Origin of the sequence: Micromonospora sp. NPDC049301 (assembly GCF_040678715.1) — a bacterium.
Taxonomy (GTDB): domain Bacteria; phylum Actinomycetota; class Actinomycetes; order Mycobacteriales; family Micromonosporaceae; genus Micromonospora.
The window spans coordinates 282110-308571 of record NZ_JBFAQO010000004.1 but is presented as its reverse complement, the minus strand read 5'-3'; the positions used below and the strand labels follow the sequence as shown (position 1 = coordinate 308571).

Below are 26462 nucleotides of genomic sequence, written 5' to 3'. Positions count from 1 at the left end.
GCCTCCGCTCACGGGTCCCACGACCGGTACGCACAGTATAGGACCGTCGATGCCAGCCCAGTCGTAGCGCGATCATCGCCGGGCCGCGGCGGGGAGTCATATGCCCGACGGTTGAGGGTATGCCCGGGCGGGGGCCGAGGGCGTCCGGGTCGGATCGTGGGCGGCCGGCGGCGCGGTCAGTTCGGGGGGAGCTTCAGCGTCGACCGCGCGGTCAGCGTGTCACTGTGGACGAAGACCATGTCGATCGCCGGCTCGGTGACCGTGATCGGGGCGGCTGACGCGAGCGGGATGCTGCCCGGGAGCGGCAGGTCCGGGGTGAGTGTGATCTTGTTGTCGAGAAGCTTGCCGGCCAACCTGGTGGCGTAGAAGGCGACGTTCCCGTCGAGCGTCAGCTCACTGGTGCGCAGGTGCAGTGTCCGGCCTGCCGGGGCAGGCGCCTCGAGCAGGAGGTCGTCGGAGACCGCGCGGTCCAGCTTGAACTTCAACGTCGTGACCGTGCCGTCCGCTGTGGGCAGTTTGACGATCCCCTCGATTCGGAGCCCGGTCAGGGTCACCCGCGACCCGGTCCAGTGTGCCGGCGTCGCCGCCACCACCGGCTGTCCAGGCTCGGGCGAGATCTGGGGCAGCGGCTTCCTGGCCTCGGCGCTGCCGGTCGGGGTCCGCGTCGGCCCCGGAGTGCAGTCGATGGTCGGACAGGTGGGTCCGTCCAGCGTCGGGGTCGGACCGGACGCCCGGGCCGGGTCGGGCGCCGCCAGGGCAACGGCGGCGGAGATACCCAGCAGCGCCGTGACGATCCGTAGATCGGCGTGCCAGGGCATCGGCTCCGCCGCCGCCGGCCGCCTGGCCCGCCGAGAACCCTGGCGCGCATCGCACACCCCGTATCCCGTGGACGCCGGCGGCGACCCACTTCGCCCGGTGCCGTCCCGGCCGGTCATCAACTCGTCGAGGAGCGCGGGCCGCCCGCGCTCGGCGGCGTGCGCGCGGTGTCGTCAGCCGGCTCGTCATCCGACCGGACGGTCCGGTGGGTGTCCGGCATCCAGCCGAAGCCGAGGGCGCTGCCGAACGCGCCCAGCAGCAGCCCGACGAAGAAGCCGCCGAGGTTCACCCCGATCAGGGAGAAGAGTGCGGTAACCGCCGCGACCACCGCGTAGAGGATCCGGTGTTGCGGCTTGAACCACATCAACATCCCGCAGGTCACCAGAATGGCGGGGATCAACCAGGACAGGAAGCCGGTCGGTCCCAGCTGGAATGCCAGACCACCGAGCGACATCTGTGTCGTGCCGAATATCTCCAGACCGGCCAGTGCGGTCAGCAGGCCACCCCAGAACGGACGGGTCCGCCGCCAGAATCGGAAGCCGCCCAGCGTGTCGCGGAACCGGGTGGACCGGGCAGTTTGCGGTTCGGCGGTCGTCACGCATGGCCTCCTGCCGGGGAAGGGAAAATGAGGGCCGGCACGGAGCCGGGAAGCTCTCCCGCGGACTCCGGTGGTCAGCTCAGAAGCATTCCCTCGCGGCGGCGCCCACGTTGACCTTCAGCCGCAGACCCGTCAGGTTGAACGTCCCGGCCTGGGTGGAGCGGGCCACCTGACGGAGGTTTTTGATCGTCACCGCGTCGGCCTGCTGACCGAAGCCCTTCCGGGGACCCTGCGCACCGTCCGGACCGCCTTGCAGGGTCGACGCGTCCTGCCCGATGTTGATGTTCTTGAACACGGCGTCACCCTCGAGCGACTCGGCGTCGATCAGGAGGTTGCTCGCGGTGGCGGGTCTACCGCCGCCACCGGCGTTGATGGTGAGCACCACGGGGAGGCCGGGCGTCTTCACCGACTGACAGAGGTCGAAGAGTCGCGCCTCGCGGATGCCGGTGACCGCAACCGGGTGCTCCTTGCCGTCCACCTCCCGGGCAACGCCGCCGTACTGGACGAAGCCGGTGCCCTGCAGCTCCGACGCGGACACCTTGAACGTCTGGCCGGAGACGGCGAACGAGGCCGCGACCGCGCCGTTGGCCATGCCGAGCACGATGGCGCCCGCGACCACGGCCACCGGCACCAGCAGTGCGGCGGAGCGCCGCCACCGGGTGCGACCCGGGTTGTCGAACCGATCCTGCACGATTCCTCCTCAGCGTGGATGTCGCGCCGGGTGTTGGACGAATGTGACGGCTCGAACGGCGGGTCGTTTACCCGCTGCCCAGTAAGGGCGACCGGGCGCGGCGCGTGTGACCGCGCCCCTCATTTGCCGACGCTAACACGGCACGATGACCGGTGGCCTATTCATGGCCGGTCGACCAAATGTGCGGGCAGCATCCGGCACCGGACGCGGCGGACAAACACACTGATCGGGACGTCGGCGGCCACATTCGCTTTAGCCGACCCGATTTAATCGTGGATGGGGAAGATAATGCCCTGGCCCATCGAAGTCCACGGCGCCACGGCAGTCCCGAGGGCCACGACTTTTCGTGATCTCCTGCGCCGTCATCCCAACGCCGAAGATGATGCCGATGTCGGGTCTGCCGGCCCCGTCGACGCTGAGTTCCTACCGAACGAACCCGACGCGTGCCGGCCCCTACGAGCAACGCAGGTCGAGCATGACGCACCCGTTCCCACACCGAACCGGAGTTGTCATATGCACGCACGTAAGCTGCGTTTCCTGGCTGCCGCTCTGGTACTGGCGCTCGGGTTGACGGTCCTGGTGAAAGAGCCAGGAAACACGCGGGCTGCGCCAGCGGACGCTTGCGCGGACTTGACTGCCGGCCGGGATTCCGACGCGGTCGGCACGAAGTTCATGGTGGCGGCGGCCAACCCGCTCGCGGTCCAGGCCGGCTGCCGGATCCTGGCCAGGGGCGGCAACGCCGCCGATGCCGCGGTGACGGTCCAGGCCGTCCTCGCCGTGGTGGAGCCACACGCCTCCGGTCTGGCGGGCGGCACGATCATCAACTACTGGGATCCGGACAAGCGCACGGTACGGCTCTTCGACGGAATGGCCACAGCGCCGAGGACCGTGACGCAGAACCTCATGACTCCCAGCGAGGAGGAGAGCAGACAGCTGAACGTCGACCGCTTTCCGTGGGACGTGTCGGCGACCGGGCGCGCTTTCGGCGTTCCCGGAACGCTGAAAGTGCTCAAGGACGTGCACGACGTGTACGGCACCCTCGCCTGGGACCGGCTCTTTGACGACGCCATTCGCTTGGCTGCCAATGGCTTTCCGATGTCCGAGTCCCTGAGCAGCGGTCTCAACGACCGCTTCAACGGACGTAAACGGTGCAACTATCCCGACCTCCGGCCCCGGTACTGCAACGGCGACCGGGCCAAGTCACCGGGGACGACGCTGAAGAACCCGGAAATAGCCCAGGTGCTGCGCGAGGTCCGCGACGGCGGCGCGGAGGCGTTCTACGACCCGAATGGCACAATCGCGCCCGCGATCGCCCAGCACGCGGCGAAGGGTCCGATCAAGCTCAAGGGCAACACCGCCGGCCCGGTGGTGATTCCCAGCCTCATGACGGCGGACGACTTCGCCGACTACCGGGCCATCGAGCGGGAACCGCTCTGCCGCAACGTCTTCGGCGTGAAGGTGTGCACGTCGGCGCCAGCGGCGTTCGGCGGTGTGACGGTCCTGGAAATGCTCGGATTGCTCGAACGCGGCCAGGTGGCGAGCACGAAGCCGGGTTCGGGAGAACGGCTGCATCTCTCCGTCGAGGTCAGCCGTCTGGCGAACTTCGACCGCCGGGCGTACGTGGGCGACCCGAAGTTCCACGACGTGCCCGTGGACGGACTGCTCGACAATGCCTACCTCGACCGGCGTTTCTCGCTCTTCGACCCGGACAAGGCGATCAATCCGATCACCCCGGGGGATCCTCCGGGAGTCGTCCCTCCCGCCGGTCCGCCGAAGGATGGCGTCCCCAGCACGGTGGACGTGGGCGACCCGACGAGCCACGTCAGCATCGTGGATTCGGACGGCAACGCCGTGGCCATGACCACGACCATCAACACCCACTTCGGGTCGCACCTGGAAGCGCGGGGAATGATCCTCAACAACGCGCTGAACAACTTCACCGACACGTCGTCCGTCTCGCCCGGCAAGCCGGTGAACGTCCAGGAGTCGCAGAAGCGGCCCACCGCCTCGATGGCACCCACCATCGTGCTGGACAAGGACGGGCGGAAGCTGCGGCTGGTGGTGGGTGCCGCCGGCGGCTCCCACATCCCCGACTACGTCGTCCAGGCACTGGTTGGCGTGGTGGTGGACAAGATGAGCCCGGTTAACGCACTCGATCAGGGGCATTTCAGCGGGCAGGACATCACCCGCAAGTGCGGCAGGCAGGTCGGCGCACCCTCCGAACTCGAGGCGGACCGGGGGGTGGCCACCCGCCTCGCCGATTTCGTGACACTCCAGCATCCCTGCCCGAGGCTCGTGGCACTGGACAGCGGCTCCACCGCGATCCAGGTCCGCGGCGACCAGCTCCTCGGCGCGGCGGACCGCCGCAGAGACGGTACCGCGGCAGGGGGCTGACGCCCGCCCGCGACCGGCCTCGCGCTCGGTTCATCTGGGTGGGGTGAGGTCGCCTCACCCCACCCGGTCCGACCATGAGGATCGGTCCTGCCACGCCACATCTCCTCGGAAGGAAGGGGTGGCCATGACGAGTGAGAACAGAGGCGATGAGTCCGCGCCGGACCAAAGCACGGGGCGGGGGCGGTTCCGCGGACGGGCTCCGGTAGCGGGCCCCACCCCACCTCCCGAACAGGTCGTCCCATGGCGGCGTCGGGCGCTCGACCAGCAGTTGCCGGCCGCCGCGTTTCCCGCGGGCTCCAACAAGCCGTCACTGGTCTACATCTGGGCGACCATGGTGCTGGCTGCCGCGATCGTGCTCGGGTTCGCCGTGAACAACCAACGGGGTGTGCCCCCGGCCGTCGTCGAGTCGCAGCGGGACAACGTGTCAAAGGTCGCCTCGAGCATGCGACTGACCATCAACCACTCGGTCGAGGACCTCGACCAGCGGATCGCCGGCCGGTCACCGACGACGCCCGATCCTGAACTCCTGAAACAGGTGGTAGCCAACGGGACGGAATGGACCGGGGCCACGATCGTGGAGACAGCCACCCGTCGACCGCTGGCGACCGCCGGCTCGGGCGTACCCCTGGAGCTGCTGCCCCCGGCGTTGCCCGCCAAGGACACCTTTCCGATCACCACGCCCAACGGCCCGGCGCTGGTCCGCAGCCTCGCCCTGGACGGCTCAAAGACCCTGCTCGCGACGCAACCGCTCGACATGGACGAGCTGCGGCTCAACCCCAAGGCCCGGCAGGGGGTCTTCGTCATCACGCCGGATGGCAAGAGCACCCTGATGCAGGGCGTCAGCGCCGTGCCCGAGGTTCACCTGCCCGTGGCCTTCCAGGGGCTGGCCGGGTCCACGTCGAACCAGGGTCACCCGATCAGGGTGACCGAGTGGATCAACAGGCAGTTGGTTGTCTCGTCCGCCCCGGTCGGCGACACCGGCGCGACCGTCGCCACCCTGATCGTCGCCGACGAAACGGGCGGCACGTCCACGGTCCAGGGCATCTTGCTGGGCCTGACCCTGCTGGCACTGGCCGTACCCAGCTTCCTGCTGATGCGGATGTCGCTCGTCGGCCCGGTGCGGTCGCTGTTGAAGCAGGCCAAGGACAACGCCTGCGGCGCCGTTCCGACCAAGCGGTATCCGCTGCGGGTCGCGGAGGCGCATCGCATCGCTCGGGCGCTGGCTCTCACGTCCGCGGACCGCTCGCCTCCCGCCGCGCGCAGGTGGCGATGGCGTTGGCGGCCGACCGTGGTCCAAGGTATGGCCGCGGCGACCGTGGTGGCTCTGCTCTGGCCGGCGGCAGCCGTTGCGTACACGCTGCGTGAGCCCGAGGCGGCACTGCCCGACCAGCTCGTCAGTGATGAGGAGAGCAAGGCCGAGGCGGCGAGCACCGTGCTGGGGAAGATCCTGAACAACGGTCTGCAGACGGTCACCCGTACCTCCCAGGCCGCCGAAGCCACGGATCCGAGCCAGATGGCCCCGGCTCTGAAGCAGGAGCTGGCTGACAAGAACCGGTTTCGCGCCTTCTACCTGATGGACCCCAACGGGTCCGTGCTGAGTTCGGCGGGTCGCGAACCGCTGCGCAAGGAGCCGCTGCGCGGCGAGACCGGGATCGACCTGGACGGCGAGACGTCCCGCGTCCCGGTGGTCTACGCGTTCCGGGTGGCGGGCAACGGTGTCGCGACCGTGGGCGAGTTCGACATCGACTACCTGTTGGACGTCCTGCGCTCGGTGGACGGACAGGCCCGGATCGTCGACGAGGATCTGCGCACGGTGTTCGACTCGAAGGGATTCCGCGCCTTCGAGGCGTTGCAGGGCAACGCCCGGGTCGCCGCCAGCGAGGCGCTGAAGGGCGGCACCGTGGGGATGGCGGAGACACCCGACGGGGAGCCGGCGCTCGTCGCCGCCGCCGGTTTGAACAAGCCCAACACGGTGGCTCCCCTGAAATGGTCGATCGTCGTGGAGCAGGATCTGGCCGGATTGCGGCTGCCCGAGAGCGACGGGCGGCGGTGGACCCTGCTGGTCGCCGGTGCCGTGGCGGGCATCGTGCTGCTCACTCAGATGTGGCAGTACTACGTGTTCGCCCGGCCGCTGCGTCGACTCGCCACCGCGGCGGACCGGATCAGCGACGGTTCGGTCGAGGAGCCGATCTCGCCGCAACGGCACGACGACATCGGGGCGTTGGCCATGTGTCTGGAGATCTGCCGCCAGGTCCGGCACACCGGCTCCGACCGGCTGGGCGGTGCCAGTCGGCTGCGCGGCACGGAGGAGGACCGCACCGTCGTGCTTCCCGAGGTCCCGCAGTCCGACCCCGACGCGCCGGCGCCGCCAGCCACTGGCCGAGCCGACGATCAGACCGATGATCGGGAAGGTAGAGGTTGACGTGACATATCTGTATCTCGTTCTCGTTCTCTGCTGTTCGGCCCTGCTCATCGCCGGGGTCGTCGAGCAGCGCAACCACTACCGGAACCTGGACAGGATCCCGAACCGGGTGCTGGTCAACGGGATCCGGGGCAAGAGTTCGATCACCCGGCTCTGCGCCGGTGCCCTGCGCGGCGGCGGCCGGTTGGTGGTGGGGAAGACCACCGGGACCGCCGCACGGTTCATCTTCCCGGACGCCAGCGAGGAGCCGGTGCACCGCAAGTTCGGCATCGCGAACGTGGCCGAGCAGATCGGCATCGTCCGCCGCGCCGCCATGTACCACCCGGACGTCCTGGTGATGGAGTGCATGGCGGTGATGCCGGCGTTGCAGGAGATCAACCAGAGCAAGCTGATCCGCTCCAACATCGGAGTTCTGTGCAACGTACGTGAGGACCACCTCATGGAGATGGGGCCGACCCTGGACGACGTCGCCCGGTCGCTGAGCAGGTCGATGCCGGAGGGGGGTGTCTGCGTCACCGCCGAACGGGAACGGCTGGCGATCATTCAGGAGGAGGCGGAACGGCGGGACTGCCGCCTCATCTCGGTCGATCCGGAGTCGGTGACCGACCAGGAGATGGAGGGCTTCGGCTGGATCACCTTCAAGGAGAACGTGGCCATCGCGCTGGCCGTCGCCGAACTGCTGGGCGTCGACCGGCGGAGTGCACTGAAGGGGATGTGGGAGGCGCCCGCGGACCCGGGTGTGCTCTCCGTGGCGCGGGTCATGCACGGGACGAAGCGGTTCCGGTTCGCCAACATCTTCGCCGCGAACGATCCCGAGTCCACGCTGATGAACATCGAGCAACTGGAGAGCCAGCAGCTCATCACCCGTCCGCTGACCATGGTGATCAACTGCCGGCCGGACCGGATCGAACGCAACGGTCAGATGGGCGAGTTGAGCGGCCGGGTACAACCGGAGAACATCATCCTCATCGGTGAGGTGACGAAGAGCGCGCGCACCGCCGTCCCGAGGGAACTCCAGGACCGGATCATCGATCTCGGTGGGAAACCCGACCCGGCCAGCCTGCTGGAGAGCGTGACGGCGGCGACACCCAATGACTCCTCGATCGTCGCGGTGGGGAACATCCACGGCCAGGGCGAGGTGCTGGTCCACCAACTGGCGAGCCTGCCCGGCTGGACCTGCGACGACGGTTCACCGTCGGCCGCGACGCTGCGGACGCCGACCGGAGAAAGGATCCAACGATGACCACCTTCGGCGGAGAATTCAGCGCTCAGCTCGCCACCGCCAGCCTAGGCATCGGACTGGTGTTCGCGTTGCTGTGCTACCTGACCACCAACCTCTCGCCCGGCGGAATGATCACGCCGGGCTGGATCGCGTTGACACTGATCGAGGACCAGCTGCAAGCCGTGGTCGTGGTGGGGGCGACGATCCTCACCTACCTCATCGCCAAACTGATCCAGCGGGTGGTCATCCTCTACGGGAAGCGGCTTTTCGCGGCGATCGTGCTGGTCAGCGTTCTCCTGCAGCTAACGCTGTTCCTCATCGTCCAGCGTGACCTGCCGCTGCTGTTCGCCCATCAAACACTGGGATTCGTCATCCCGGGGCTCATCGCGTACCAGCTCGTGCGTCAACCGCCACGAGCCACCATCCTGGCGACCCTCGTGGTGACCGCGATCACGTTCGGTATCGCCTTCAGTGGTGTCGTCGCCGGCTTCGTGCCTGTGACGTGAGCGCTCAGAAGCCCCGTAGTGAAGGGAGAAGCGGGCATGAAGTTCCGGAAATACCTCCCCAGGCCGACCGTACTGCTGACCATCGCCGGATTCGTGCTGCTGATCGCCGCGAGCACGTTGACCTATGTGGTGGTACGACCGTCGCCGGCCGACCAGCCGGTGCTGACCCTGGGCGGGGCGAAGGCGTCCGGTGACGACCAGCCTCGCGGCGCCTCCGGCTACACCTACCAGCGCTTGTCGAAACCGGATCGCACTGAGATCACCGACTCCTCCGGCCATCCCGTGGCCGTCATGACCGACAACGCGCGGACCGCGCACCTCTACGGTCCGTCCCGCACGTTCGAGGAACCGCGATTCACCGATGCGAAGATCGAGACCGACATGTGGGTCCGGCTCGCGCCGCAGACCTGGCGCGCGGGCGCCGAGCGGGAACTGTGGTTCACCGACTGGCTCGCCGCAGCCCGGGCGGACCGCTCACCGGACGTGCTGGCGATCGCGTTCGAGTACGTCGACGGAGCGCCGGTGAAGAGGGACAACCAGGGACAGCAGTACTCCGGTGACGCCTCGTTCGGGCCGCCCGACCCGAATGATCCCGAGGGCCGTGCGGAGCGCTCCGACTTCTACGACTACCTGGCCCTGCCGTGGTCCTTCCCGGACGGCAAGGCCGTACTGCCCGACGAGAGCCGCAACCTGGCCCTGGATTGCTCCGGCTACCTGCGGATGGTGTACGGCCATCGACTCAAGTATCCCCTTCGAGGCACCAACACGCCCGGTGAGGGCCTGCCCCGCCGGGCGTACGCGATGGCACAGTTCGGCCCGGGGGTCCAGTTGATGCCCAATTCCGGCCAGCGTGCCCGAGGGATGGAGCGTCTGCTCCCCGGTGACCTGCTGTTCTTCAACGCGCAGCCGGTGCCCAACGGCCAGGTCGACCACTCGGGCATCTACCTGGGCGTCGACGACGGCGGACACCACCGGTTCATCTCCAGCCGGTCCCAGACGGACGGTCCGACCATGGGCGACCTCTCCGGTGCTCCACTGCTCGACGGGATCGGCTACTGGCCGGACCGGTGGCTCACCGCCCGCCGGCTCTGATCCCACCCGCCGAGTGTCGGTAGGGTCCGCACGGCGGGCAGCCTACGGGTCGATGTGGCCCCGAAGTTGGCCGTCCACCTGCGAATCGAATCGCAGGTGGACGGCCATTACGTGCGTGCCACGGAGGGACATCGGGGCCGATTTCACCGGCGCCGGCGACGGCGGAACCGCGGGGTGGGGGCTCATCCTCCTCCTATCCGGCCCGCCAGTAGGCGTTATCCGAAAACTGGCTCGGGTAATCGGTAGGCGCAAGCCCGGGAAGCCGACCCGATGGGAGCTTCACGATGAACCCGATTATCCGCAGGAGCGCGCTGTCGATTGCTGGTTTCATGATCACTAGCGGATTTGCCGCGGGTCCCGCGATCGCGATGGAACCGCCGCCGGCCACGGGAGACCCGCCGGTCGCCACGGCGCAGCCGCCGCCCTCGCAGCCAGCCGAGGGTGATGACAAGCAACTGCTCCACTACGACTACCAGCGGCAGAAGACCGAGTACTACTGTGCGCCGGCGGCGACCGCCATCGCCCTGTCCACCCAGGGCAAGTCGGTCAGCCAGCGCGAGGTTGCCAACAAGCTCGGCACCACTACGGCTGGCACAGAATCGGTCGAGGACACGACCCGGGTGCTCAACGAGATGACCGGTGGCGGCTACGAGACCACGGAGATCGACGGGGTCGAGGCACAGCCGCAACAGGTCCAGGAGCTGCGTACGGACGTGGTGGAGGCGGTTGACGAAAACCGTGGCGTGGTCGCCAACATCACCGGTACCGCAGAGGCCACCAACGGCAAGCAGTACTCGTACACGGGTGGGCACTACCTGAGCATCGTCGGGTACGAGGACGGCGGTGACAAGCTGAAGATCGCCGACCCGTACGACCGGAGCAAGGACTACTGGATGGACGACGAGGACGTCGCCGACTGGGTCGCCGAGCGCGGCTACTCCAGCTGACGTCGAGCGTTGCACGGCCGCGGGCCGGGTTTCCAAACGGAAGCCCGGCCCGCGGCTGTTTCGGTCGGTCCGGTCGGGCGCAGTGCGTCCGGTCAGGGATAGGTGGTCAGGTACACCTGCTGGGTGGCCGCGTTCGCGGTGCCGCCGGCGTTGTTGATCACCCGGTTGATGGTGCCGACGCCGCCGAGCGAGACGGTGACCATGTTGGTGAACCGCACGTTCGGGTTGGTGGGCGCCTCGATGGCCCGGTCCGCAACGACGGCCGGGTTGACGTTGAAGTAGCAGTAGCTGCCCAGCCCGAACGCCTGGTGGCTGGTGACCGAGTCGGCCACCTTGTACGCGGCGTACCCGCGGGTCGCGGCGTTCATCCAGGCCGCCTGGTTGGGCGGGTCGTAGGGCATCTCGTTCTGGTAGAAGTACGTCCGCCCGCCGTTGCCGTTCCACACGGTCTGGTACTTCTGGTAGTGCTCGACGAAGAGGCCGTACATGGTGACGTTGTCGCCGTTGACGGTCAGGCCGGTGTCCGCGGTGTTCAGCGTCCACCCGGTCGGTACGCCGCTGGCGGCGTGGTCGGCCCGCCACAGCCACATGTGGTCGCCGATCACGTTGTCGCTGTTGACGGTCAGCGTGTTGGTGGCCTTGCCGACGTGCGGCCCGCCGATGCGGAAGAACACGTCGTGCAGCGAGGTGGGGTTGGCGGCGTGGCTCGCCGCCGAGCCGGCCGGCCCGACCTCCATGAGCACCGGGGAGTTCGTCGTGCCGGCCTCGAACATGATGCCGGCCACCTTCACGCCGTCCACGTCGGCCACCCGCATCCCGATGCTGCCGTTGTCGGCCTGGATGGTGGCCAGGCCGAGGCCGAGAATCACCGTGTCGGCCCGGTTGACCTGGATCGGCTCGGTGACGCGGTGCACGCCCGGGGTGAAGAGCAGGTGCTTGCCCTGGGCCAGGGCCGCGTTGATGGTGGCCGCGCTGGTGCCCGGCTGGACGATGAAGAACTGCGACAGCGAGATCGACGAGCCGGCCGGGGTCTTGTTGTACCAGCTGGTGCCGGTGGAGTTGGCGCGCAGCGCCGGCACGAAGACGCGGTACTCACCGGTGCCGTCGACGTACAGGAACGGCTTCTCCCGTACCTGCGGGGTCTGCGGAATGACGGTGTGCGACGGGTTGGGGAAGTGCGGCGGCGGAGCACCGGTGACGCCCTGGAACACCATGTTCCACACCGAGCCGGTCCAGCCGTTGCCGAACTCGCTGTTGCGCGAGTACCACTGCTGCTGCGAGCCGGAGACGACCAGGCCGTCGACGCGGGTGTCGGCCATCAGGCCGCCGCTGGACCAGCCGTCGCCGCCGTTCCAGAGCTGGATCTGGTTCTGCGCGCCACGCAGGTGCATCCGCCGGTAGGGCGCGGCCTGGGACACCGCCCAGCGTTCCACGCTGACCCCGGCCGGCAGGGTCACCGAGAGGTTCTCGGCGGCACGCCAGAAGTTCTGGGTGGCGTTGCCGCCGAACCAGGCCGCCTCCACCCGGACGTGCCCGTTGAGGTTGACGTCGTCCGGGCTCATGCCCAGACCGGCGACCTGGGTGAAGAAGCCGAGGTTGACGTCGGCGGTGTAGGTGCCCGGCTTGAAGAGCACCGCGTACCGCTGCGGGCCGAACTGGTTGGTCTCCTGCTGGGTGAAGAGCGTGTTCAGTCGACTCTGGATGGTCGAGGTGGGGGTGCTCGGGTCGAAGACGAACGTGTTGGGCCCGAGGTTCGGGTTGCGCGGGTCGGTCGGGTCGACCGGCGGCTCGCTGGTCCCGCCGGTGGCGTTCACCGCCAGCTCCCACAGCGAGTAGCCGTAGGCGGTGCCCCGGGCGGTGCCGTACATCCGCACGTACCGGCCGCTGCCGGTGACGTCGAGGGTCTGTGTGCCGCCGGCGCCGGTGGTGGTCGAGTAGATGGTGGTCCAGGCGTTGCCGTCGGCCGAGGTCTGGATCTGGAAGGCCCGGGCGTACGCGGCCTCCCAGCTGAGCACCACCCGGCAGATCGTCCGGGTGCTGCCGAGGTCGACCCGCAGCCACTGGGGGTCGCTGGCCGTGCTGGCCCAGCGGGTGCCGGCGTTGCCGTCGACGGCGGCCGAGGCGGACAGGGTGGCGTTCTCGCTGGACGAGGCGGTGGCCGGGCGACCCTGTGCGGCGTTGGTGCCGCCGCAGGTCGGCGTGGTGCCGCCGGTCTCGCCGTAGACCTGGAACTCCCAGAGCGAGTAGCCGTAGCCGGTGCCCCGGGCGGTGCCGTACATCCGCACGTAGCGGCCGGCGCCGGTGACGGTGAGGTTCTGTGTGCCGCCGGCGCCGGTGGTCGTCGAGTAGATGGTGGTCCAGGTGGCCCCGTCGTCGGAGGTCTGGAGCTGGAAGGCGCGGCCGTAGGCGCCCTCCCAGAGCAGGTTCACCTGGCTGATGGTGGCCCGCGCTCCCAGGTCGACCTGGAGCCACTGCGGGTCGCTGAAGGCGCTGGCCCAGCGGGTGCCGGTGTTGCCGTCGACGGCGGCGGACGCCGGGGTGCCGGCGTTCTCGGTGGACGAGGCGGTGGCCGGGCGGCCCTGGGAGAGCAGGGTGGGGGCGGCCTGCGCGGGTGTCGTGGCGCCGGTCGGCGTGAGCGCCGCGGCCAGGGCCACGCTGAGCCCGAGGAGCAGGTGCCGGACGGCGCGCCGGGGGCGCGGCCGTGCGGATGTAGCACGAGATGTCATGACATCGCCTGTCGATAGGGGGTTACGGACGACGCGCGGTGGGGTCGGGCTCGCCCCGCGGTGCCGTGGGTGGTGCCGCCGAAGCGGCGCCGCGGGTCGGAGAGCGCTCTCGTAGGAGTGTTGCGGCGAGATTGCGACGGCGTCAAGACATCGATCTATAACACTGTTATTTATCCCGAAGGTTTGTTCTGGGCGATTTGCCCTCAGCGACGAACGCCGCCGTCGGTGAGGAAACGGGCGATCGGCAGCGTGGCCGCGCCCAACGCCACCGCGTCCACACCGAGCCGGCACAGCTCGATCGACGCCTGCAGGTACGGCTGGCGCAGCGCCTGCCGGCCGGCGGCCTCCCGGACGGCCGGCAGCAGGTCGCCCAGCGCCATCGCCGCCCAGCCGCCCAGCACCACCCGCTCCGGGTTGAACAGGTTGATGAGGTTGGCCACCCCGGCGCCGAGGTAGCCGGCGGTGTCGTCCAGCACCCGCCGGGCGGTGTCCGACGTCCCGGCGGCGGCCACGAGCGCGGCGAGCTGCGACTCCTCGTCGTCGCCCGGCACCGGCCGACCCCCACGCGCCTCCCGGTAGCGGTCGATGATCGCCTCGGCGCCCACGTACGCCTCCAGGCAGCCCCGGGCGCCGCACCGGCAGGCCCGGCCGCCGTAGATAAGGGTGGTGTGCCCCCACTCCCCCGCGCTGCTGGACGCGCCCCGGTAGGTGGCCCCGTTGGTCACCACCGCCGCGCCGACGCCGGAGCCGACCAGAGCGAAGACCGCGTGCCGCGCGCCCCGGCCGGCGCCGAACCACATCTCCGCCTGGCCGAGGGTCTTCGCGCCGTTGTCGATGTGCAGCGGCAGGTCGGTGCCGGCGCCGATCAGGCGCTCCAGCGGCACCCGGTCCCAGCCCAGGGCCTGGGCGTGCACGACGGCCTGGACGCCCTGTTCGACGACCCCGGAGACGCCGATGCCGACGCCGAGCACGTCGGCGTGGGCCACCCGGGCCTGGCCGGTCACCGCGTCGATGCCGGCCAGCACGTGCCCGGCCACCACGTCGGGCTCGGTGCGCGCGGGGTCGAGCGGGTACTCGACGCTGGCCAGCAGGGTCATCGCGAAGTCGAACAGCTCGACCCGGACCCGGGTCTCACCCACGTCCACGCCGATCACGAAGGCGAACCGGGGTGCGACCCGCAGCAGCATGCTGGGTCGGCCACCGTCGGACTCGGCGGCGCCAGCCTCGGCCACCAGCCCCTCGTCGATCAGGTCGGCCACGACGTTGCTCACCGCCGGCTGGCTCAGCCCGGTGCTGCGCACCAGGTCCTGCCGGGTGAGCGGCGCGTCGAGGAAGAGCTTCGTCAGCAGGGCGGACCTGTTGCGCAGCCGGACGCTCCGGTTCGTGGCTCGCGCCAGCTCCACTCGTCACCTCGATCCCGTCGGTCGTCCGAGCGACTGTAACCGCCCTGTGCTTGACGACCCACCGGTCAACTACTTTAATGACGACATTCATTAAGCCGTGATGTAACTCCCGGGAAACGCCGACGGACCCCCGGCGGCGCATCCCCGAACCCCGTCCGCAGCCGGCCGCCCGTCGCCCACACCCCTATCGACGACGGAGGTCGGTGGACCCCCACCACGCACCGGAAGGGCTGACCGTGTCGAGACGACACCTCGGGATATTCACCGCCGCCGTACTGGCCGCCGCCTCGCTGACCGCCTGCGGCGGCGGCTCCGGCGACGACACCGCCGGCTCGAGCAAGACCCTCACCTACTGGGCCAGCAACCAGGGCGCCAGCGTGGAGGCCGACAAGACGATCCTCCAGCCGGAGCTGGACAAGTTCGAGAAGCAGTCCGGCATCAAGGTCAACGTTGAGGTCGTCCCCTGGTCGGACCTGCTCAACCGACTGCTCGCCGCCGCCGCCTCCGGCAAGGGCCCGGACGTGGTGAACATCGGCAACACCTGGTCGGCGTCGTTGCAGGCCACCGGGGCGCTGGTCGAGTTCGACGACGCCACCCTGCAGGCCGTCGGCGGCAAGGACCGGATCGTGCCCGCCGCGCTCGCCGCCGCCGGCGCCCCCGGCAAGCCGCCGGCCGCCGTGCCGCTCTACAGCATGGCGTACAGCCTGTACTACAACAAGAAGGCGTTCGCCGACGCCGGCATCACCGCACCGCCGACCACCTGGGAGCAGCTCGCCGAGTACGGCAAGAAGCTGAGCACCGGCGGCAAGTGGGGTCTGGCGATCGAGGGTGCCAACCCGTCGGAGAACGCCCACCACGCCTTCACCTTCAGCCAGCAGTACGGCGGTGAGTGGTTCGACTCGGCCGGCAAGCCGACCTTCGACACCCCGCAGAACGTCTCGGCGATCAAGCGCTACATCGACTTCATGGCCGCCGACAAGATCACCAACCCGAGCAACGCCGAGTACGCGCAGAACCAGTCGGTCTCCGACTTCGCCAACGGCAAGGCCGCCATGCTGCTGTGGCAGTCCGCCGGCTCGAACCTGAAGACGCAGAACATGCCTGCCGACGCGTACGGGGTGGCCCCGGTGCCGTTCCTGGCCAACCCGCCGGCCGGCGGCAAGAAGGTCAACAGCATGGTCGCCGGGATCAACATGGCGGTCTTCAAGCACACCAAGAACCGTGACGGCGCGCTGAGCTTCGTGAAGTTCATGACCAGCGACGAGGAGCAGACCATCCTCAACCGCACGTACGGCTCGCTGCCGGCGGTGAAGACCGCGGCCTCCGACCCGGCGTTCAGCGCCACCGAGCAGAAGACGATCCAGGAGACCCTGGTCACCACCGCGGCCCCGCTGCCGCAGGTGCCCGAGGAGAGCACCTTCGAGACCCTCGTCGGCACCGCGATGAAGGAGCTGTTCGCCGACGCGGCCAGCGGCAAGCCGGTCACCGAGCAGTCGGTGAAGGCGAAGCTGACCGACGCGCAGCAGAAGATGCGCTGACCCAGGCGGCACCGGTGGCCGTGGTCGGGTGCTGAACCCGGCCACGGCCACCGCCTCCGAGAGGACCTCGATGGCAACCAGCACCACCGCGCCGGACGCCGACCGGCGCGAACCCCGGGCCGGGTCACCGGCCCGGGGGCCGGCCCGCCGCCCCCGCGGCCCCCGCCGCTCGCTCCTGCCCTACCTGCTGCTCGCCCCGGCCGTCGTGCTGGAACTCGGCATCCACGTGATCCCGATGGTGGTCGGGGTCTGGATGAGCCTGCTGGAGCTGACCCAGTTCCACATCCGCGACTGGTCCACCGCGCCCTTCATCGGGTTCGAGAACTACCGGGCGACCCTCGACATCAACAGCGCCGCCGGCAAGGAACTGCTGCACTCGTTCTGGGTCACCCTCGTCTACAGCCTGCTGTCGGTCGGGTTCGCCTGGCTGCTCGGCATCGCGGCGGCGGTCGTCCTGCAACGGCCGTTCCGCGGGCGGGCGATCCTGCGGGCGCTCTTCCTCACCCCGTACGCGCTGCCGGTCTACACCGCCGTGATCACCTGGAGCTTCCTGCTGCAGCGGGACACCGGCCTGGTCAACCACGTGCTGGTCGACCAGCTCGGGCTGCTCAACGATCGGCCGTTCTGGCTGATCGGCGACAACAGTTTCTGGTCGCTGCTGCTGGTCTCGGTCTGGCGCAACTGGCCGTTCGCGTTCCTCTGCCTGATGGCCGGCCTGCAGAACGTCCCCGGCGAGCTGTACGAGGCCGCCGCGATCGACGGCGCCGGGTTCTGGCGTCGGCTGCGCTCGGTCACCCTGCCCATGCTGCGGCCGGTGAACCTGGTGCTGCTGCTGGTGCTGTTCCTGTGGACCTTCAACGACTTCAACACCCCGTACGTGCTCTTCGGCGGCTCGGCGCCGGAGCAGGCCGACCTGATCTCCATCCACATCTACCGCAGCTCCTTCAAGACCTGGGACTTCGGCTCCGGCTCGGCGATGTCCGTGGCGCTGCTGCTGTTCCTGCTGGTCGTCTCGGCCGCTTACCTGCTGATCACCAACCGTCGGAGGGACGACCATGCGTGAGACCGCCGGTGAGCGCTGGGGCCGGCGCATCGTGCTGACCCTGCTCACCCTCTTCGTCGTCATCCCGCTCTACGTGATGGTCACGTCCGCGGCGAAGCCGTTGCGGGATGTGCAGAACGGCTTCACCTGGTGGCCCAGCCGGCCCACCCTGCAACCGTTCGTCGACATGTGGAGCACCGTGCCGCTGGCCCGCTACCTGGTGAACAGCCTCGTGGTGTCGAGCATCGCGGCGGTCTGTTCGGTGGCGGTGGCGATCTTCGCGGCGTTCGCGGTCAGCCGGTACCGGTTCCGCGGCCGGGGGGTCTTCTCGGTGACGGTGCTGTCCACCCAGATGTTCCCCGGCATCCTGTTCCTGCTGCCGCTCTTCCTCATCTACGTCAACCTGGGCAACGCCACCGGCATCGAGCTGTACGCCAGCCGCACCGGCCTGGTGATCACGTACCTGACCTTCTCGCTGCCGTTCTCGATCTGGATGCTGGTCGGCTACTTCGACTCGATCCCCCGGGGGCTGGACGAGGCGGCGCAGGTCGATGGGGCCGGCCCGCTGCGCATCCTGTTCCGGGTCATCCTGCCGGCCGCCGTGCCCGGCGTCGTCGCGGTCACCGTGTACGCGTTCATGACCGCGTGGGGTGAGGTGCTCTTCGCCTCGGTGATGACCGACGAGGGCAGCCGCACCCTGGCCGTCGGCCTCCAGGGCTACTCCACCCAGTTCAACGTCTACTGGAACCAGGTGATGGCCGCCTCGCTGGTGGTCAGCATCCCGGTCGTCGCCGGTTTCCTGGCCCTGCAGCGGTACTTCGTCGCCGGCCTGACCGCCGGCGCTGTCAAGTGAGTCATTCAATCCCAGAGGAGAACCAACCCGTGCCGGACCTGTCCAAGCTGCCGCCCGACTTTCTCTGGGGCGTCGCCACGGCGGCGTACCAGATCGAGGGGGCCGTCGACGTCGACGGCCGGGCGCCGTCCATCTGGGACACCTTCTCGGCGACCCCCGGTAACGTCGACAACGGCGACACCGGCGCGGTGGCCTGCGACCACTACCACCGGTGGCCGGAGGACCTGGCGCTGCTGCGCCGGCTCGGCGTGGACGCGTACCGGTTCTCGGTGGCCTGGCCCCGGGTGATGCCCGAGGGCGTCGGCCGGGTCAACGCCGCCGGGCTGGACTTCTACGACCGGCTGGTGGACACGCTGCTGGCCGACGGCATCCGGCCGTTCGTCACGCTCTACCACTGGGACCTGCCGCAGGCGTTGCAGGACCGGGGCGGCTGGCCGCTGCGCTCCACGGCCGAGGCTTTCGCCGACTACGCGGCCGTGGTCGCCGCCCGCCTCGGTGACCGGGTGACCGACTGGAACACCGTCAACGAACCGCTCTGCGTGTCCTGGATCGGGCACCTGGAGGGGCTGATGGCCCCCGGCGAGCGGGACCTGACCCGCGCGGTGCACACCTCGCACCACGTGCTGCTCGGGCACGGCCTGGCCACCCAGGCGGTCCGCGCCAACGCCGCGAAGCCGGCCTCGGTGGGGCTGGTGCTCAACCTCAGCCCGATCGAGGCGGCGACCGACCGGCCCGAGGACGTCGCCGCCGCCCGGCGGGCCGACGGGCACGTCAACCGCTGGTGGCTGGACCCGGTGCACGGGCGCGGCTACCCCGCCGACATGATCGCCACGTACGGGGTCGAGCCGCCGGTGCGGGGCGACGACCTGGCGGTGATCGCCACGCCCACCGACTTCCTCGGGGTGAACTACTACTTCCGGCAGCTGGTCGTCGACGACCCGGACGGTCCGCCGCCGTACGCGCGGCAGGTGCCGGTGCCCGGCTCGGTGGAGACCGCGATGGGTTGGGAGATGTACCCGGCGGGGCTGGAGCGACTGCTGGTCGAGGTGAGCCGGGAGTACCGGCCGGGCCGGATCATCGTCACCGAGAGCGGCTCGGCGTGGCCCGACGAGGTCACCCCCGACGGCACCGTGGAGGACAAGGAGCGCACCGACCACCTGGAGCAGCACCTGGCGGCCTGCGCGTCGGCGGTGGCCCGGGGTGTGCCACTGGACGGCTACTTCGTCTGGTCGCTGCTGGACAACTTCGAGTGGGCGTACGGCTATGACAAGCGCTTCGGGCTGGTGCACGTGGACTACGCCACCCAGCGCCGGACGGTGAAGGCGAGCGGCCTGCGCTACGCCGAGCTGATCCGCGCCCACCAGCGCCTCGCCCGCACCACGGGGACCGCGACGCCGGTGGCCTGAACGGGGGCGGGCGGGACCGAGGCACCCTGGGGCCGCGCCGATCGGCGCCCAGGGTGCCCCGGTCCCGCCCGGCGCTCAGTCCAGAGCGGTCGGTATAATACACAGTATTCTCTGGTGAGGGCCCGCCCTGCGGCCCGGCAGGAAGCGCCGCACCGTTCGGGCAACGGGCCACTCGCGATCGCCCTGGCGGTTAGCCTGCGGCAATGTCCGCAGCACCCGACGAGGTCGAGCAGCCCGACACCGGGCCACGGATGGCCGAGACGGACCGGTTGACCGCGTTCAGCGACGGCGTCTTCGCCATCGTCATCACGCTGCTGGTCATCGAGCTGCGGGTGCCGGAGTACCACGAGGGTGAGCTGCTGGCCGGGCTGCTCGACGAGGGAGCGTCCTACCTGGCCTTCGTGGTGTCCTTCGTCTACATCGGGGTGCTCTGGCTCAACCACCACGCGCTGGTCCGACTGATCCGCGGCACCACCCTGGCGCTGAGCTGGATCAACCTCGGCATCCTCTTCGGCGCGGTCATCATCCCGTTCCCCACCGCCGTGCTGGCGTCCGCGTTCACCCACGGCGACACCGCCGACCGCCGCGCCGCCGTCGCCCTGTACGCGCTGGCCGCCGCCCTGATGTCGGCCCCCTGGCTGGTGTTCTTCGGCTACCTGCGCCACCACCCGGAACTGCTTCAGCGCGGGGTCACCCCCGAGTACGTGCGGACGCAGCGACTGCGACCGATCACCGGCCTGGTCCTCTACGGGCTCACCGGCCTGCTCGGCTGGTTCGTCAATCCGCTGCTGGGCCTGATCGGCGTCATCGTCATGGTGACGTACCACGCGTTCACCAGCGAAGGGCTGCGCCGCCGGCGTACCGCCGGTCGCTGACCGTCGGGATCCCGCAGACGGCTCACATCCGGGGCAGGTCGGCCGGGGTGTCCACGTCCACCGGTGAGCCGGCGTCGTCGCAGGGCACCTCGACCACCAGGTCCGGGCGGGCGCGCAGCAGGCCGCGGGCTCCCCGGTCACCGACCGCGTACCCGTCCAGCAGCGGCCAGGTCGCCCGGCCCAGCAGCACGGGATGCCCCGGCCGGCCGGCGTAGGTGGCGACCGCCACGGCGGCGCCGGCGGCGTGCGCCCGACGCACCCGGTGGACCGCGACCGGGCTGATCAGCGGCTGGTCGACGAGGATCACCACGGCCGCCGGCGCCTGGACCGGCAGCGAGGCGAGCCCCCGGCGCAGTGACGAGCCCAGCCCCTCCGGCCAGCCGTCGTGGCGCACCGGCACCGCGCCGGGCAGCTCCGGCACCTCGTCCGCGCCCGCGCCGAGGACCACGTGCACCGGCGCGCAGCCGCCGTCCCGCAGCAGGCGGATCCCGCGCCGCACCAGCGGCTCCCCGGCCAGCTCGACCAGCGCCTTCGGTCGGCCGTAGCGGCGGCCGGCGCCGGCGGCCAGCAGCAGCCCGGCGATCACCGGCTGCTGCGGCACCGGGCCCACCTTCCGCGCGAGGGTCGTGAGTTGTTCGCCCGCATTTGTACCAGTAAAGCTAGTCTGTGCCGGTGCGGGGCGGAGCGGAGAACGAGACGACCACCGACGAGCGGCACTCGTCCCGGGTGGCGTTCGACGTCAACGACGCGCGGCGCGAGCTGACCCTGGACAACCGCACCACCCTGCTGGACGCACTGCGCGAACGGCTCGGCCTGACCGGGGCGAAGAAGGGCTGCGACCACGGCCAGTGCGGCTCGTGCACCGTGCTGCTGAACGGCCGCCGGGTGAAGAGCTGCCTGGTCCTCGCGGTGACCCTGGACGGCCGGTCGGTGGTCACCGTGGAGGGGCTGGCCGGCCTGGACGAGCTGTCCCCACTCCAGGCCGCCTTCGTCGCGCACGACGCGTTCCAGTGCGGCTACTGCACCCCCGGGCAGCTCTGTTCCGCCCGCGGCATGCTCGACGAGGTCGCGCACGGCTGGCCCAGCGCCGTCACCGGCGACCTCACCGCCCCGGCCGAGCTGACCGACGCGGAGATCCGCGAGCGGATGGCCGGCAACCTGTGCCGCTGCGCCGCGTACCCGCACATCGTCGCGGCGGTTCGTGAGACGGCGGCGACCCGGTGAGACCGTTCCGCTACCACCGGCCGGCGGACGTGGCCGAGGCCGTCGCCGTGCTGGCCGCCGAGCCGCAGTCGGCGTACCTGGCCGGCGGGACCAACCTCGTGGACCTGATGAAGCTCGGGGTGCAACGGCCCGACCTGCTGGTGGACGTGACGCGGCTGCCGCTGGACGCCGTCGAGGAACTGTCCGGCGGCGGGCTGCGCATCGGCGCGACGGTCCGCAACAGCGACCTGGCCGCCCACCCGGTCGTGCGCCGGGACTACCCGGTGCTGGCCCGCGCGCTGCTCGCCGCCGCCTCCGGGCAGCTGCGCAACCTGGCCACCACCGGCGGCAACCTCTTGCAGCGCACCCGCTGTGTCTACTTCCAGGACACCGGCAAGGCGTGCAACAAGCGCGAGCCGGGCAGCGGTTGCGCCGCCCGGCACGGCCAGAACCGCGACCTCGCCGTGCTGGACTGGTCCGACCTGTGCGTGGCGACGCACCCGTCGGACCTGGCGGTCGCGCTCGCCGCGCTGGACGCCGTGGTGGAGGTGCACGAGCCCGACGGTCCCCGGGACGTACCGCTGGCGGCGCTGCACCGCTCACCCGGCGAGCATCCGGAACGGGAGACGACGCTGGTCCGGGGCGCGCTGATCACCGCCGTCCGGCTGCCACCCCTGCCGGCCGCGCGCCGCTCGGCGTACCTCAAGGTGCGCGACCGGGCGTCGTTCGCCTTCGCCGTCGGCTCGGTGGCCGCGGTGCTGGACCTCGACGGCGACGTGGTCCGCGACGTCCGGCTGGCGTACGGGGCGGTGGCGCACCGGCCCTGGCGGGCGTACCGGGCCGAGGAGGAGCTGCGCGGGCGGCCGTTCAGCCCGCAGCTCGCGGCGCGGGCCGCCGACGCGGAGTTGGCCGACGCCCGCCCGTTGCGGCACAACGGCTTCAAGCTGCCGCTGACCCGGGCCATCACGGTGCGGGCCCTGACCGAGCTGGCCCAGGGGGATCGAGCGCCATGAGCACCGACGCGGTGGGACGCGCGTACCCCCGGTTGGAGGGTCGGGAGAAGGTCACCGGCACGGCGCGGTACGCGGTGGAGTACCCGGTGGACGGCGTCACCTACGGCTGGGCGGTGCCGGCGGCGGTGGTCCGGGGACGGATCACCCGGGTCGACGTGGCTCCGGCGCTCGCGCTGCCCGGCGTGCTGGCCGTGCTGCACCACGGCAACTCACCCCGGCTCGCGCCCGGGCCGGAGCCGGAGCTGTGGCTGTTGCAGGAGCCGGCGGTGCACTACCGGGGGCAGTTCATCGCCGTGGTGGTGGCCACCAGCCTCGAGGCGGCCCGGGAGGGCGCACGGCTGGTCCGGATCGACTACGACGCCGGGCCGCACAGCACGGTGCTCACCGCCGACCACCCCGGCCTGTACCGGCCGGACCAGGTCAACCCGAACTACGCGACGGACACCGCAGAGGGCGACTTCGACGCCGGGTACGCGGCCGCGCCGGTACGGCTGGACGCCACGTACCGGACACCGGCGTACCACAACAACCCGATGGAGCCGCACGCCACGACCGCGCAGTGGCAGGACGGGAGGCTGCTGGTGCACGACTCCAGCCAGGGTGCCGTGCCGGTGCAGGCCGCCCTGGCCGAGTTGTTCGAGCTGCCCCGGGAGTCGGTCCGGGTGATCACGCAGCACGTCGGCGGTGGCTTCGGCAGCAAGGGGAACCCCAAGGCCACCGTGGTGCTGGCCGCGCTGGCGGCCCGGCAGGTGGACCGGCCGGTCCGGCTGGCGCTGACCCGGCAGCAGGTGTTCGGGCCGGTCGGCTACCGCACGCCCACCATCCAGCGGGTCCGGCTCGCGGCCGACGCCGACGGGCGGCTCACCGCGATCTGCCACGATTCGATCACCCAGACCTCGACCATCCGGGAGTTCGCCGAGCAGGTCGCCGTCTACACGCGCAGCATGTACGCCGCGCCGCACCGGTGCACCACGCACCGGCTGGCCCGCCTCGACGTTCCCACCCCCTTCTGGATGCGCGCCCCGGGCGAGTGCCCCGGCGCGTACGCCCTGGAGTCGGCGATGGACGAGCTGGCGAGCGCCGTCGGCATCGACCCGGTGGAGCTGCGGATCCGCAACGACCCGGCCGTCGACCCCGAGCTGGGACAGCCGTTCACCAGCCGCAACCTGGTCGCCTGCCTGCGCGAGGGTGCCCGCCGGTTCGGCTGGGCCGACCGGGATCCGACGCCCCGTGCCCGATCCGACGGGCGCTGGTTGATCGGCACCGGGGTGGCCGGCGCGAGCTACCCGGCCCGGGCGCGCGCCTCCGCCGCGGCGGCCACCGCACGCCCCGACGGCGGTTTCCTGGTCCGGATCGACGCCACCGACATCGGTACCGGCGCCCGGACGGCGCTCTGGCAGGTCGCGGCCGACGCGCTCGGGGTGCCCCCGGAGCGGGTGGAGATCCAGATCGGCGACAGCGACCTGCCACCGGCCGGGGTGGCCGGCGGCTCGATGGGCACCTCCTCCTGGAGCTGGGCGGTGATCCGCGCGTGTGAGGCGCTACGGGAGCGGCTGCGGGAAACCCCGGCCGGGGTGCCGGTCGACGGCGAGGTGACCGCCGAGGTGAACACCGCCGACGAGGTACGGGAACAGAGCGCGCTGCCCCGGTACGCGTACGGGGCGCACTTCGCCGAGGTGCGGGTGGACGCGGACACCGGCGAGGTGCGGGTGAACCGGCTGCTCGGGGTCTTCGCCGCCGGGCGGGTGGTCAACCCGACGACCGCGCGCAGCCAGTTCATCGGCGGCATGACGATGGGCCTGTCGATGGCGCTGCACGAGGAGGGCGTGCTCGACGAGCGGTACGGCGACTGGGTCAACCACGACCTGGCCACCTACCACATCACGGGTTGCGCGGACGTGGAGCGGATCGAGGCGCACTGGATCGACGAGCAGGACGGCGAGCTGAATCCGGCCGGGGTGAAGGGCATCGGCGAGATCGGCATCGTCGGCACCGCGGCGGCGATCGCCAACGCGGTGCACCACGCCACCGGCGTACGGATACGCGACCTGCCGATCCGGCTCGACAAGCTGATCGGCCTATCACCGTTGGCTTAAATAAGGTGGGGCTGATATAAATGCCTCGTGCACGCCTTCGACGTGCTGGGCGATCCGGTCCGGCGCCGCATCCTGGAGCTGCTCGCCGGCGGCGAGCAGACCGCCGGCGCGGTCAGCACGGTGATCCGCGAGGAGTTCGGCATCACGCAGCCCGCCGTTTCCCAGCACCTCAAGGTGCTGCGCGACAACGGCTTCGCCACCGTGCGGCCGGAGGGCGCCCGGCGGCTCTACGCGGTCGACCCGCGCCCACTGCGCGAGGTCGACGGCTGGCTGGAGCACTTCCGCCGGTTCTGGACCCCGCCCCTGGCGGCACTCGCCACCGAGCTGGCCCGGGGCCGACGCGAACGTCGGCTGCGCGGGCCCGCCAACCCACCCGACGAGAGGAACACCTGATGTTCGACGCGACCGAGCAGATCAACGCCGTCCAGCGCCACGTCGGCAGCCGCACCCTGGAGGCCGGCGAGGCCCGCGTGACCACGATCAGCCAGACCTACCACGCGACGGTCGAGGATCTCTGGGACGCCTGCACCAACGCCGAGCGCATCCCACGCTGGTTCCTGCCGATCTCCGGCGACCTGCGGCTGCACGGGCGGTACCAGCTCCAGGATAATGCCAGCGGCACCGTCGAGAGCTGCGACCCGCCGCACCGCTTCACCGCCACCTGGGAGTTCGGCGGCGAGGTGAGTTGGATCGAGGTCCGACTCACCCCGGTCGACGACGAGCGGACCCGTTTCGAGCTGGACCACATCGCGCACGTCGACCAGGACCGGTGGGCCCAGTTCGGCCCCGGCGCCGTCGGCGTCGGCTGGGACCTGGGCCTGCTCGGTCTCGCCTCCCACCTCGCGGGCGACGGCAGCGGGGTCACCCCGGAGCAGAGCGCCGAGTGGAGCGCGTCCGACGAGGGGCGGCGGGCCATGGAGCTGAGCAGCCGGCTGTGGGGAGAAGCGAACATCGCCGCCGGCACCGACGCCGACGAGGCGAGGGCCGCCGCCGAGCGCACCACCGCCTTCTATACCGGCGCACCGGCCGCCTGAGCACCGCGCCCGCACCGCCGCCGCAGCCCGGAGAACCGCCGCGGCGGTGCGGGTAACGTGCTGCGGCATGACCGGTACGCCGTACGCACACTGCTCCTACTGCGGCGCCGCCTACCCGGCGGCGGCCGGCTGGCCCCGGGTCTGCGCGGCCTGCGGCGAGACCGTCTGGCGCAACCCGCTGCCCGTCGCGGTGGCGGTGCTGCCGGTCCGCACCGTCAGGGGCCTGGGCGTGGTGGTGGTCCGCCGGGACATCGAGCCGGCCCGCGGGCTGCTCGCGCTGCCGGGCGGCTTCATCGAGTACGGCGAGGAGTGGTCCGACGCGCTGGTCCGTGAGCTGCGGGAGGAGACCGGGCTGGTCGCGACGGCCGAGGACGCCCGGCTGTTCGCGGTGCACGGCGCACCGGCGGGCGGCACGATGATGGTCTTCGGGGTGCTGCCCGAACGGCGTGTGGAGGATCTGCCGCCGTCGGCGCCGACCGAGGAGGCGACCGAGTGGTTGGTGCTCACCGACCCGGTCGAGCTGGCGTTCTCCACCCACACCCGGGTGCTCGCCGACTTCCTCACCTCGGCCCGCGGCGCCTGACC

At 70.6% G+C, this 26462-nt stretch carries 23 protein-coding genes; 17 read left to right on the top strand and 6 right to left on the bottom strand.

Annotation, left to right across the window (positions count from 1 at the left end; translation table 11 throughout):
- Positions 1-176: 176 nt before the first annotated feature.
- The 3 genes from AB0K07_RS14370 to AB0K07_RS14360 all read right to left on the bottom strand — a co-directional run bounded on the left by AB0K07_RS14370 (position 177) and on the right by AB0K07_RS14360 (position 2105).
- The gene (locus AB0K07_RS14370; protein WP_363755052.1) at positions 177-818 is read right to left on the bottom strand and encodes a hypothetical protein; all 642 of its coding nucleotides are present in this window, start codon (positions 816-818) and stop codon (positions 177-179) included.
- 116 nt (positions 819-934) lie between these two features.
- Positions 935-1414: a DUF6114 domain-containing protein gene (locus AB0K07_RS14365; RefSeq protein WP_363755050.1), complete on the bottom strand. Its 480-nt coding sequence runs from the start codon at positions 1412-1414 to the stop codon at positions 935-937.
- 79 nt (positions 1415-1493) lie between these two features.
- A complete protein-coding gene (locus AB0K07_RS14360) occupies positions 1494-2105 on the bottom strand; it encodes a DUF6230 family protein (RefSeq protein WP_363755048.1) in 612 nt (203 codons plus the stop codon).
- A 513-nt stretch (positions 2106-2618) separates the two neighbouring features.
- On the opposite strand from AB0K07_RS14360, the gene AB0K07_RS14355 reads away from it, so the two are divergent.
- The 6 genes from AB0K07_RS14355 to AB0K07_RS14330 all read left to right on the top strand — a co-directional run bounded on the left by AB0K07_RS14355 (position 2619) and on the right by AB0K07_RS14330 (position 10688).
- Positions 2619-4499 carry a gamma-glutamyltransferase family protein gene (locus AB0K07_RS14355; protein WP_363755046.1) on the top strand — a complete coding sequence of 627 codons (1881 nt, stop codon included), beginning with the start codon at positions 2619-2621 and terminating at the stop codon, positions 4497-4499.
- Positions 4500-4623: 124 nt separating this feature from the next.
- Positions 4624-6921, top strand: coding sequence for a HAMP domain-containing protein (locus AB0K07_RS14350; RefSeq protein ID WP_363755044.1), 2298 nt, complete (start codon positions 4624-4626; stop codon positions 6919-6921).
- On the top strand, positions 6899-8164 hold the full coding sequence (gene pgsB, locus AB0K07_RS14345; RefSeq protein ID WP_363755042.1) for a poly-gamma-glutamate synthase PgsB: 1266 nt from the start codon (positions 6899-6901) through the stop codon (positions 8162-8164). Before AB0K07_RS14350 ends, pgsB begins: the two co-directional genes overlap by 23 nt.
- Entirely contained in the window at positions 8161-8649 is a 489-nt protein-coding gene (locus tag AB0K07_RS14340; RefSeq protein ID WP_363755040.1) for a poly-gamma-glutamate biosynthesis protein PgsC/CapC, read from the top strand. Before pgsB ends, AB0K07_RS14340 begins: the two co-directional genes overlap by 4 nt.
- A gap of 36 nt (positions 8650-8685) precedes the next feature.
- Complete coding sequence (locus tag AB0K07_RS14335; RefSeq protein ID WP_363755038.1) at positions 8686-9741, top strand: NlpC/P60 family protein; 1056 nt, start codon at positions 8686-8688, stop codon at positions 9739-9741.
- A gap of 368 nt (positions 9742-10109) precedes the next feature.
- Entirely contained in the window at positions 10110-10688 is a 579-nt protein-coding gene (locus AB0K07_RS14330; protein ID WP_363755036.1) for a C39 family peptidase, read from the top strand.
- A gap of 92 nt (positions 10689-10780) precedes the next feature.
- Here the strand turns inward: AB0K07_RS14330 and AB0K07_RS14325 are convergent, their stop codons facing one another.
- A complete protein-coding gene (locus tag AB0K07_RS14325) occupies positions 10781-13414 on the bottom strand; it encodes a discoidin domain-containing protein (protein ID WP_363755034.1) in 2634 nt (877 codons plus the stop codon).
- Between the two features lie 203 nt (positions 13415-13617).
- Entirely contained in the window at positions 13618-14817 is a 1200-nt protein-coding gene (locus tag AB0K07_RS14320; protein WP_363755032.1) for an ROK family transcriptional regulator, read from the bottom strand.
- Positions 14818-15053: 236 nt separating this feature from the next.
- On the opposite strand from AB0K07_RS14320, the gene AB0K07_RS14315 reads away from it, so the two are divergent.
- The 5 genes from AB0K07_RS14315 to AB0K07_RS14295 all read left to right on the top strand — a co-directional run bounded on the left by AB0K07_RS14315 (position 15054) and on the right by AB0K07_RS14295 (position 20531).
- The gene (locus AB0K07_RS14315; protein WP_363755030.1) at positions 15054-16355 is read left to right on the top strand and encodes a sugar ABC transporter substrate-binding protein; all 1302 of its coding nucleotides are present in this window, start codon (positions 15054-15056) and stop codon (positions 16353-16355) included.
- 70 nt (positions 16356-16425) lie between these two features.
- A complete protein-coding gene (locus AB0K07_RS14310; RefSeq protein WP_363755028.1) occupies positions 16426-17418 on the top strand; it encodes a sugar ABC transporter permease in 993 nt (330 codons plus the stop codon).
- Positions 17411-18250: a carbohydrate ABC transporter permease gene (locus tag AB0K07_RS14305; RefSeq protein WP_363755026.1), complete on the top strand. Its 840-nt coding sequence runs from the start codon at positions 17411-17413 to the stop codon at positions 18248-18250. Before AB0K07_RS14310 ends, AB0K07_RS14305 begins: the two co-directional genes overlap by 8 nt.
- Before the next feature lie 29 nt (positions 18251-18279).
- Positions 18280-19656, top strand: a complete 1377-nt coding sequence (locus AB0K07_RS14300; RefSeq protein ID WP_363755024.1) for a GH1 family beta-glucosidase — start codon at positions 18280-18282, stop codon at positions 19654-19656.
- Between the two features lie 203 nt (positions 19657-19859).
- Positions 19860-20531 carry a TMEM175 family protein gene (locus AB0K07_RS14295; protein ID WP_363755022.1) on the top strand — a complete coding sequence of 224 codons (672 nt, stop codon included), beginning with the start codon at positions 19860-19862 and terminating at the stop codon, positions 20529-20531.
- Positions 20532-20553: 22 nt separating this feature from the next.
- Here AB0K07_RS14295 and AB0K07_RS14290 read toward each other — a convergent pair whose 3' ends face one another.
- The gene (locus AB0K07_RS14290; protein WP_363755020.1) at positions 20554-21132 is read right to left on the bottom strand and encodes a nucleotidyltransferase family protein; all 579 of its coding nucleotides are present in this window, start codon (positions 21130-21132) and stop codon (positions 20554-20556) included.
- A 125-nt stretch (positions 21133-21257) separates the two neighbouring features.
- On the opposite strand from AB0K07_RS14290, the gene AB0K07_RS14285 reads away from it, so the two are divergent.
- From AB0K07_RS14285 to AB0K07_RS14260, 6 genes are all read left to right on the top strand, one after another.
- Positions 21258-21755, top strand: a complete 498-nt coding sequence (locus AB0K07_RS14285; protein WP_363755592.1) for a 2Fe-2S iron-sulfur cluster-binding protein — start codon at positions 21258-21260, stop codon at positions 21753-21755.
- A complete protein-coding gene (locus AB0K07_RS14280) occupies positions 21752-22747 on the top strand; it encodes a xanthine dehydrogenase family protein subunit M (RefSeq protein ID WP_363755019.1) in 996 nt (331 codons plus the stop codon). Before AB0K07_RS14285 ends, AB0K07_RS14280 begins: the two co-directional genes overlap by 4 nt.
- Positions 22744-24843 carry a xanthine dehydrogenase family protein molybdopterin-binding subunit gene (locus AB0K07_RS14275; protein ID WP_363755017.1) on the top strand — a complete coding sequence of 700 codons (2100 nt, stop codon included), beginning with the start codon at positions 22744-22746 and terminating at the stop codon, positions 24841-24843. Before AB0K07_RS14280 ends, AB0K07_RS14275 begins: the two co-directional genes overlap by 4 nt.
- Before the next feature lie 27 nt (positions 24844-24870).
- Positions 24871-25236, top strand: a complete 366-nt coding sequence (locus AB0K07_RS14270; protein WP_363755015.1) for a metalloregulator ArsR/SmtB family transcription factor — start codon at positions 24871-24873, stop codon at positions 25234-25236.
- Positions 25236-25877, top strand: coding sequence for an SRPBCC family protein (locus AB0K07_RS14265; protein ID WP_363755013.1), 642 nt, complete (start codon positions 25236-25238; stop codon positions 25875-25877). Before AB0K07_RS14270 ends, AB0K07_RS14265 begins: the two co-directional genes overlap by 1 nt.
- 67 nt (positions 25878-25944) lie before the next feature.
- The gene (locus tag AB0K07_RS14260) at positions 25945-26460 is read left to right on the top strand and encodes an NUDIX domain-containing protein (protein ID WP_363755011.1); all 516 of its coding nucleotides are present in this window, start codon (positions 25945-25947) and stop codon (positions 26458-26460) included.
- The last annotated feature ends 2 nt before the right edge of the window (positions 26461-26462 follow it).

Bases quoted from the DNA above. Each gene is read 5' to 3' on its own strand.
- AB0K07_RS14295 (WP_363755022.1), top strand. From the start codon at position 19,860: ATGTCCGCAGCACCCGACGAGGTCGAGCAGCCCGACACCGGGCCACGG.
- AB0K07_RS14340 (WP_363755040.1), top strand. From the start codon at position 8,161: ATGACCACCTTCGGCGGAGAATTCAGCGCTCAGCTCGCCACCGCCAGC.
- AB0K07_RS14355 (WP_363755046.1), top strand. From the start codon at position 2,619: ATGCACGCACGTAAGCTGCGTTTCCTGGCTGCCGCTCTGGTACTGGCG.
- AB0K07_RS14265 (WP_363755013.1), top strand. From the start codon at position 25,236: ATGTTCGACGCGACCGAGCAGATCAACGCCGTCCAGCGCCACGTCGGC.
- AB0K07_RS14330 (WP_363755036.1), top strand. From the start codon at position 10,110: ATGGAACCGCCGCCGGCCACGGGAGACCCGCCGGTCGCCACGGCGCAG.
- AB0K07_RS14350 (WP_363755044.1), top strand. From the start codon at position 4,624: ATGACGAGTGAGAACAGAGGCGATGAGTCCGCGCCGGACCAAAGCACG.
- pgsB (WP_363755042.1), top strand. From the start codon at position 6,899: ATGATCGGGAAGGTAGAGGTTGACGTGACATATCTGTATCTCGTTCTC.
- AB0K07_RS14310 (WP_363755028.1), top strand. From the start codon at position 16,426: ATGGCAACCAGCACCACCGCGCCGGACGCCGACCGGCGCGAACCCCGG.
- AB0K07_RS14260 (WP_363755011.1), top strand. From the start codon at position 25,945: ATGACCGGTACGCCGTACGCACACTGCTCCTACTGCGGCGCCGCCTAC.
- AB0K07_RS14335 (WP_363755038.1), top strand. From the start codon at position 8,686: ATGAAGTTCCGGAAATACCTCCCCAGGCCGACCGTACTGCTGACCATC.
- AB0K07_RS14325 (WP_363755034.1), bottom strand. From the start codon at position 13,414: ATGACATCTCGTGCTACATCCGCACGGCCGCGCCCCCGGCGCGCCGTC.
- AB0K07_RS14370 (WP_363755052.1), bottom strand. From the start codon at position 818: ATGCCCTGGCACGCCGATCTACGGATCGTCACGGCGCTGCTGGGTATC.
- AB0K07_RS14275 (WP_363755017.1), top strand. From the start codon at position 22,744: ATGAGCACCGACGCGGTGGGACGCGCGTACCCCCGGTTGGAGGGTCGG.
- AB0K07_RS14305 (WP_363755026.1), top strand. From the start codon at position 17,411: ATGCGTGAGACCGCCGGTGAGCGCTGGGGCCGGCGCATCGTGCTGACC.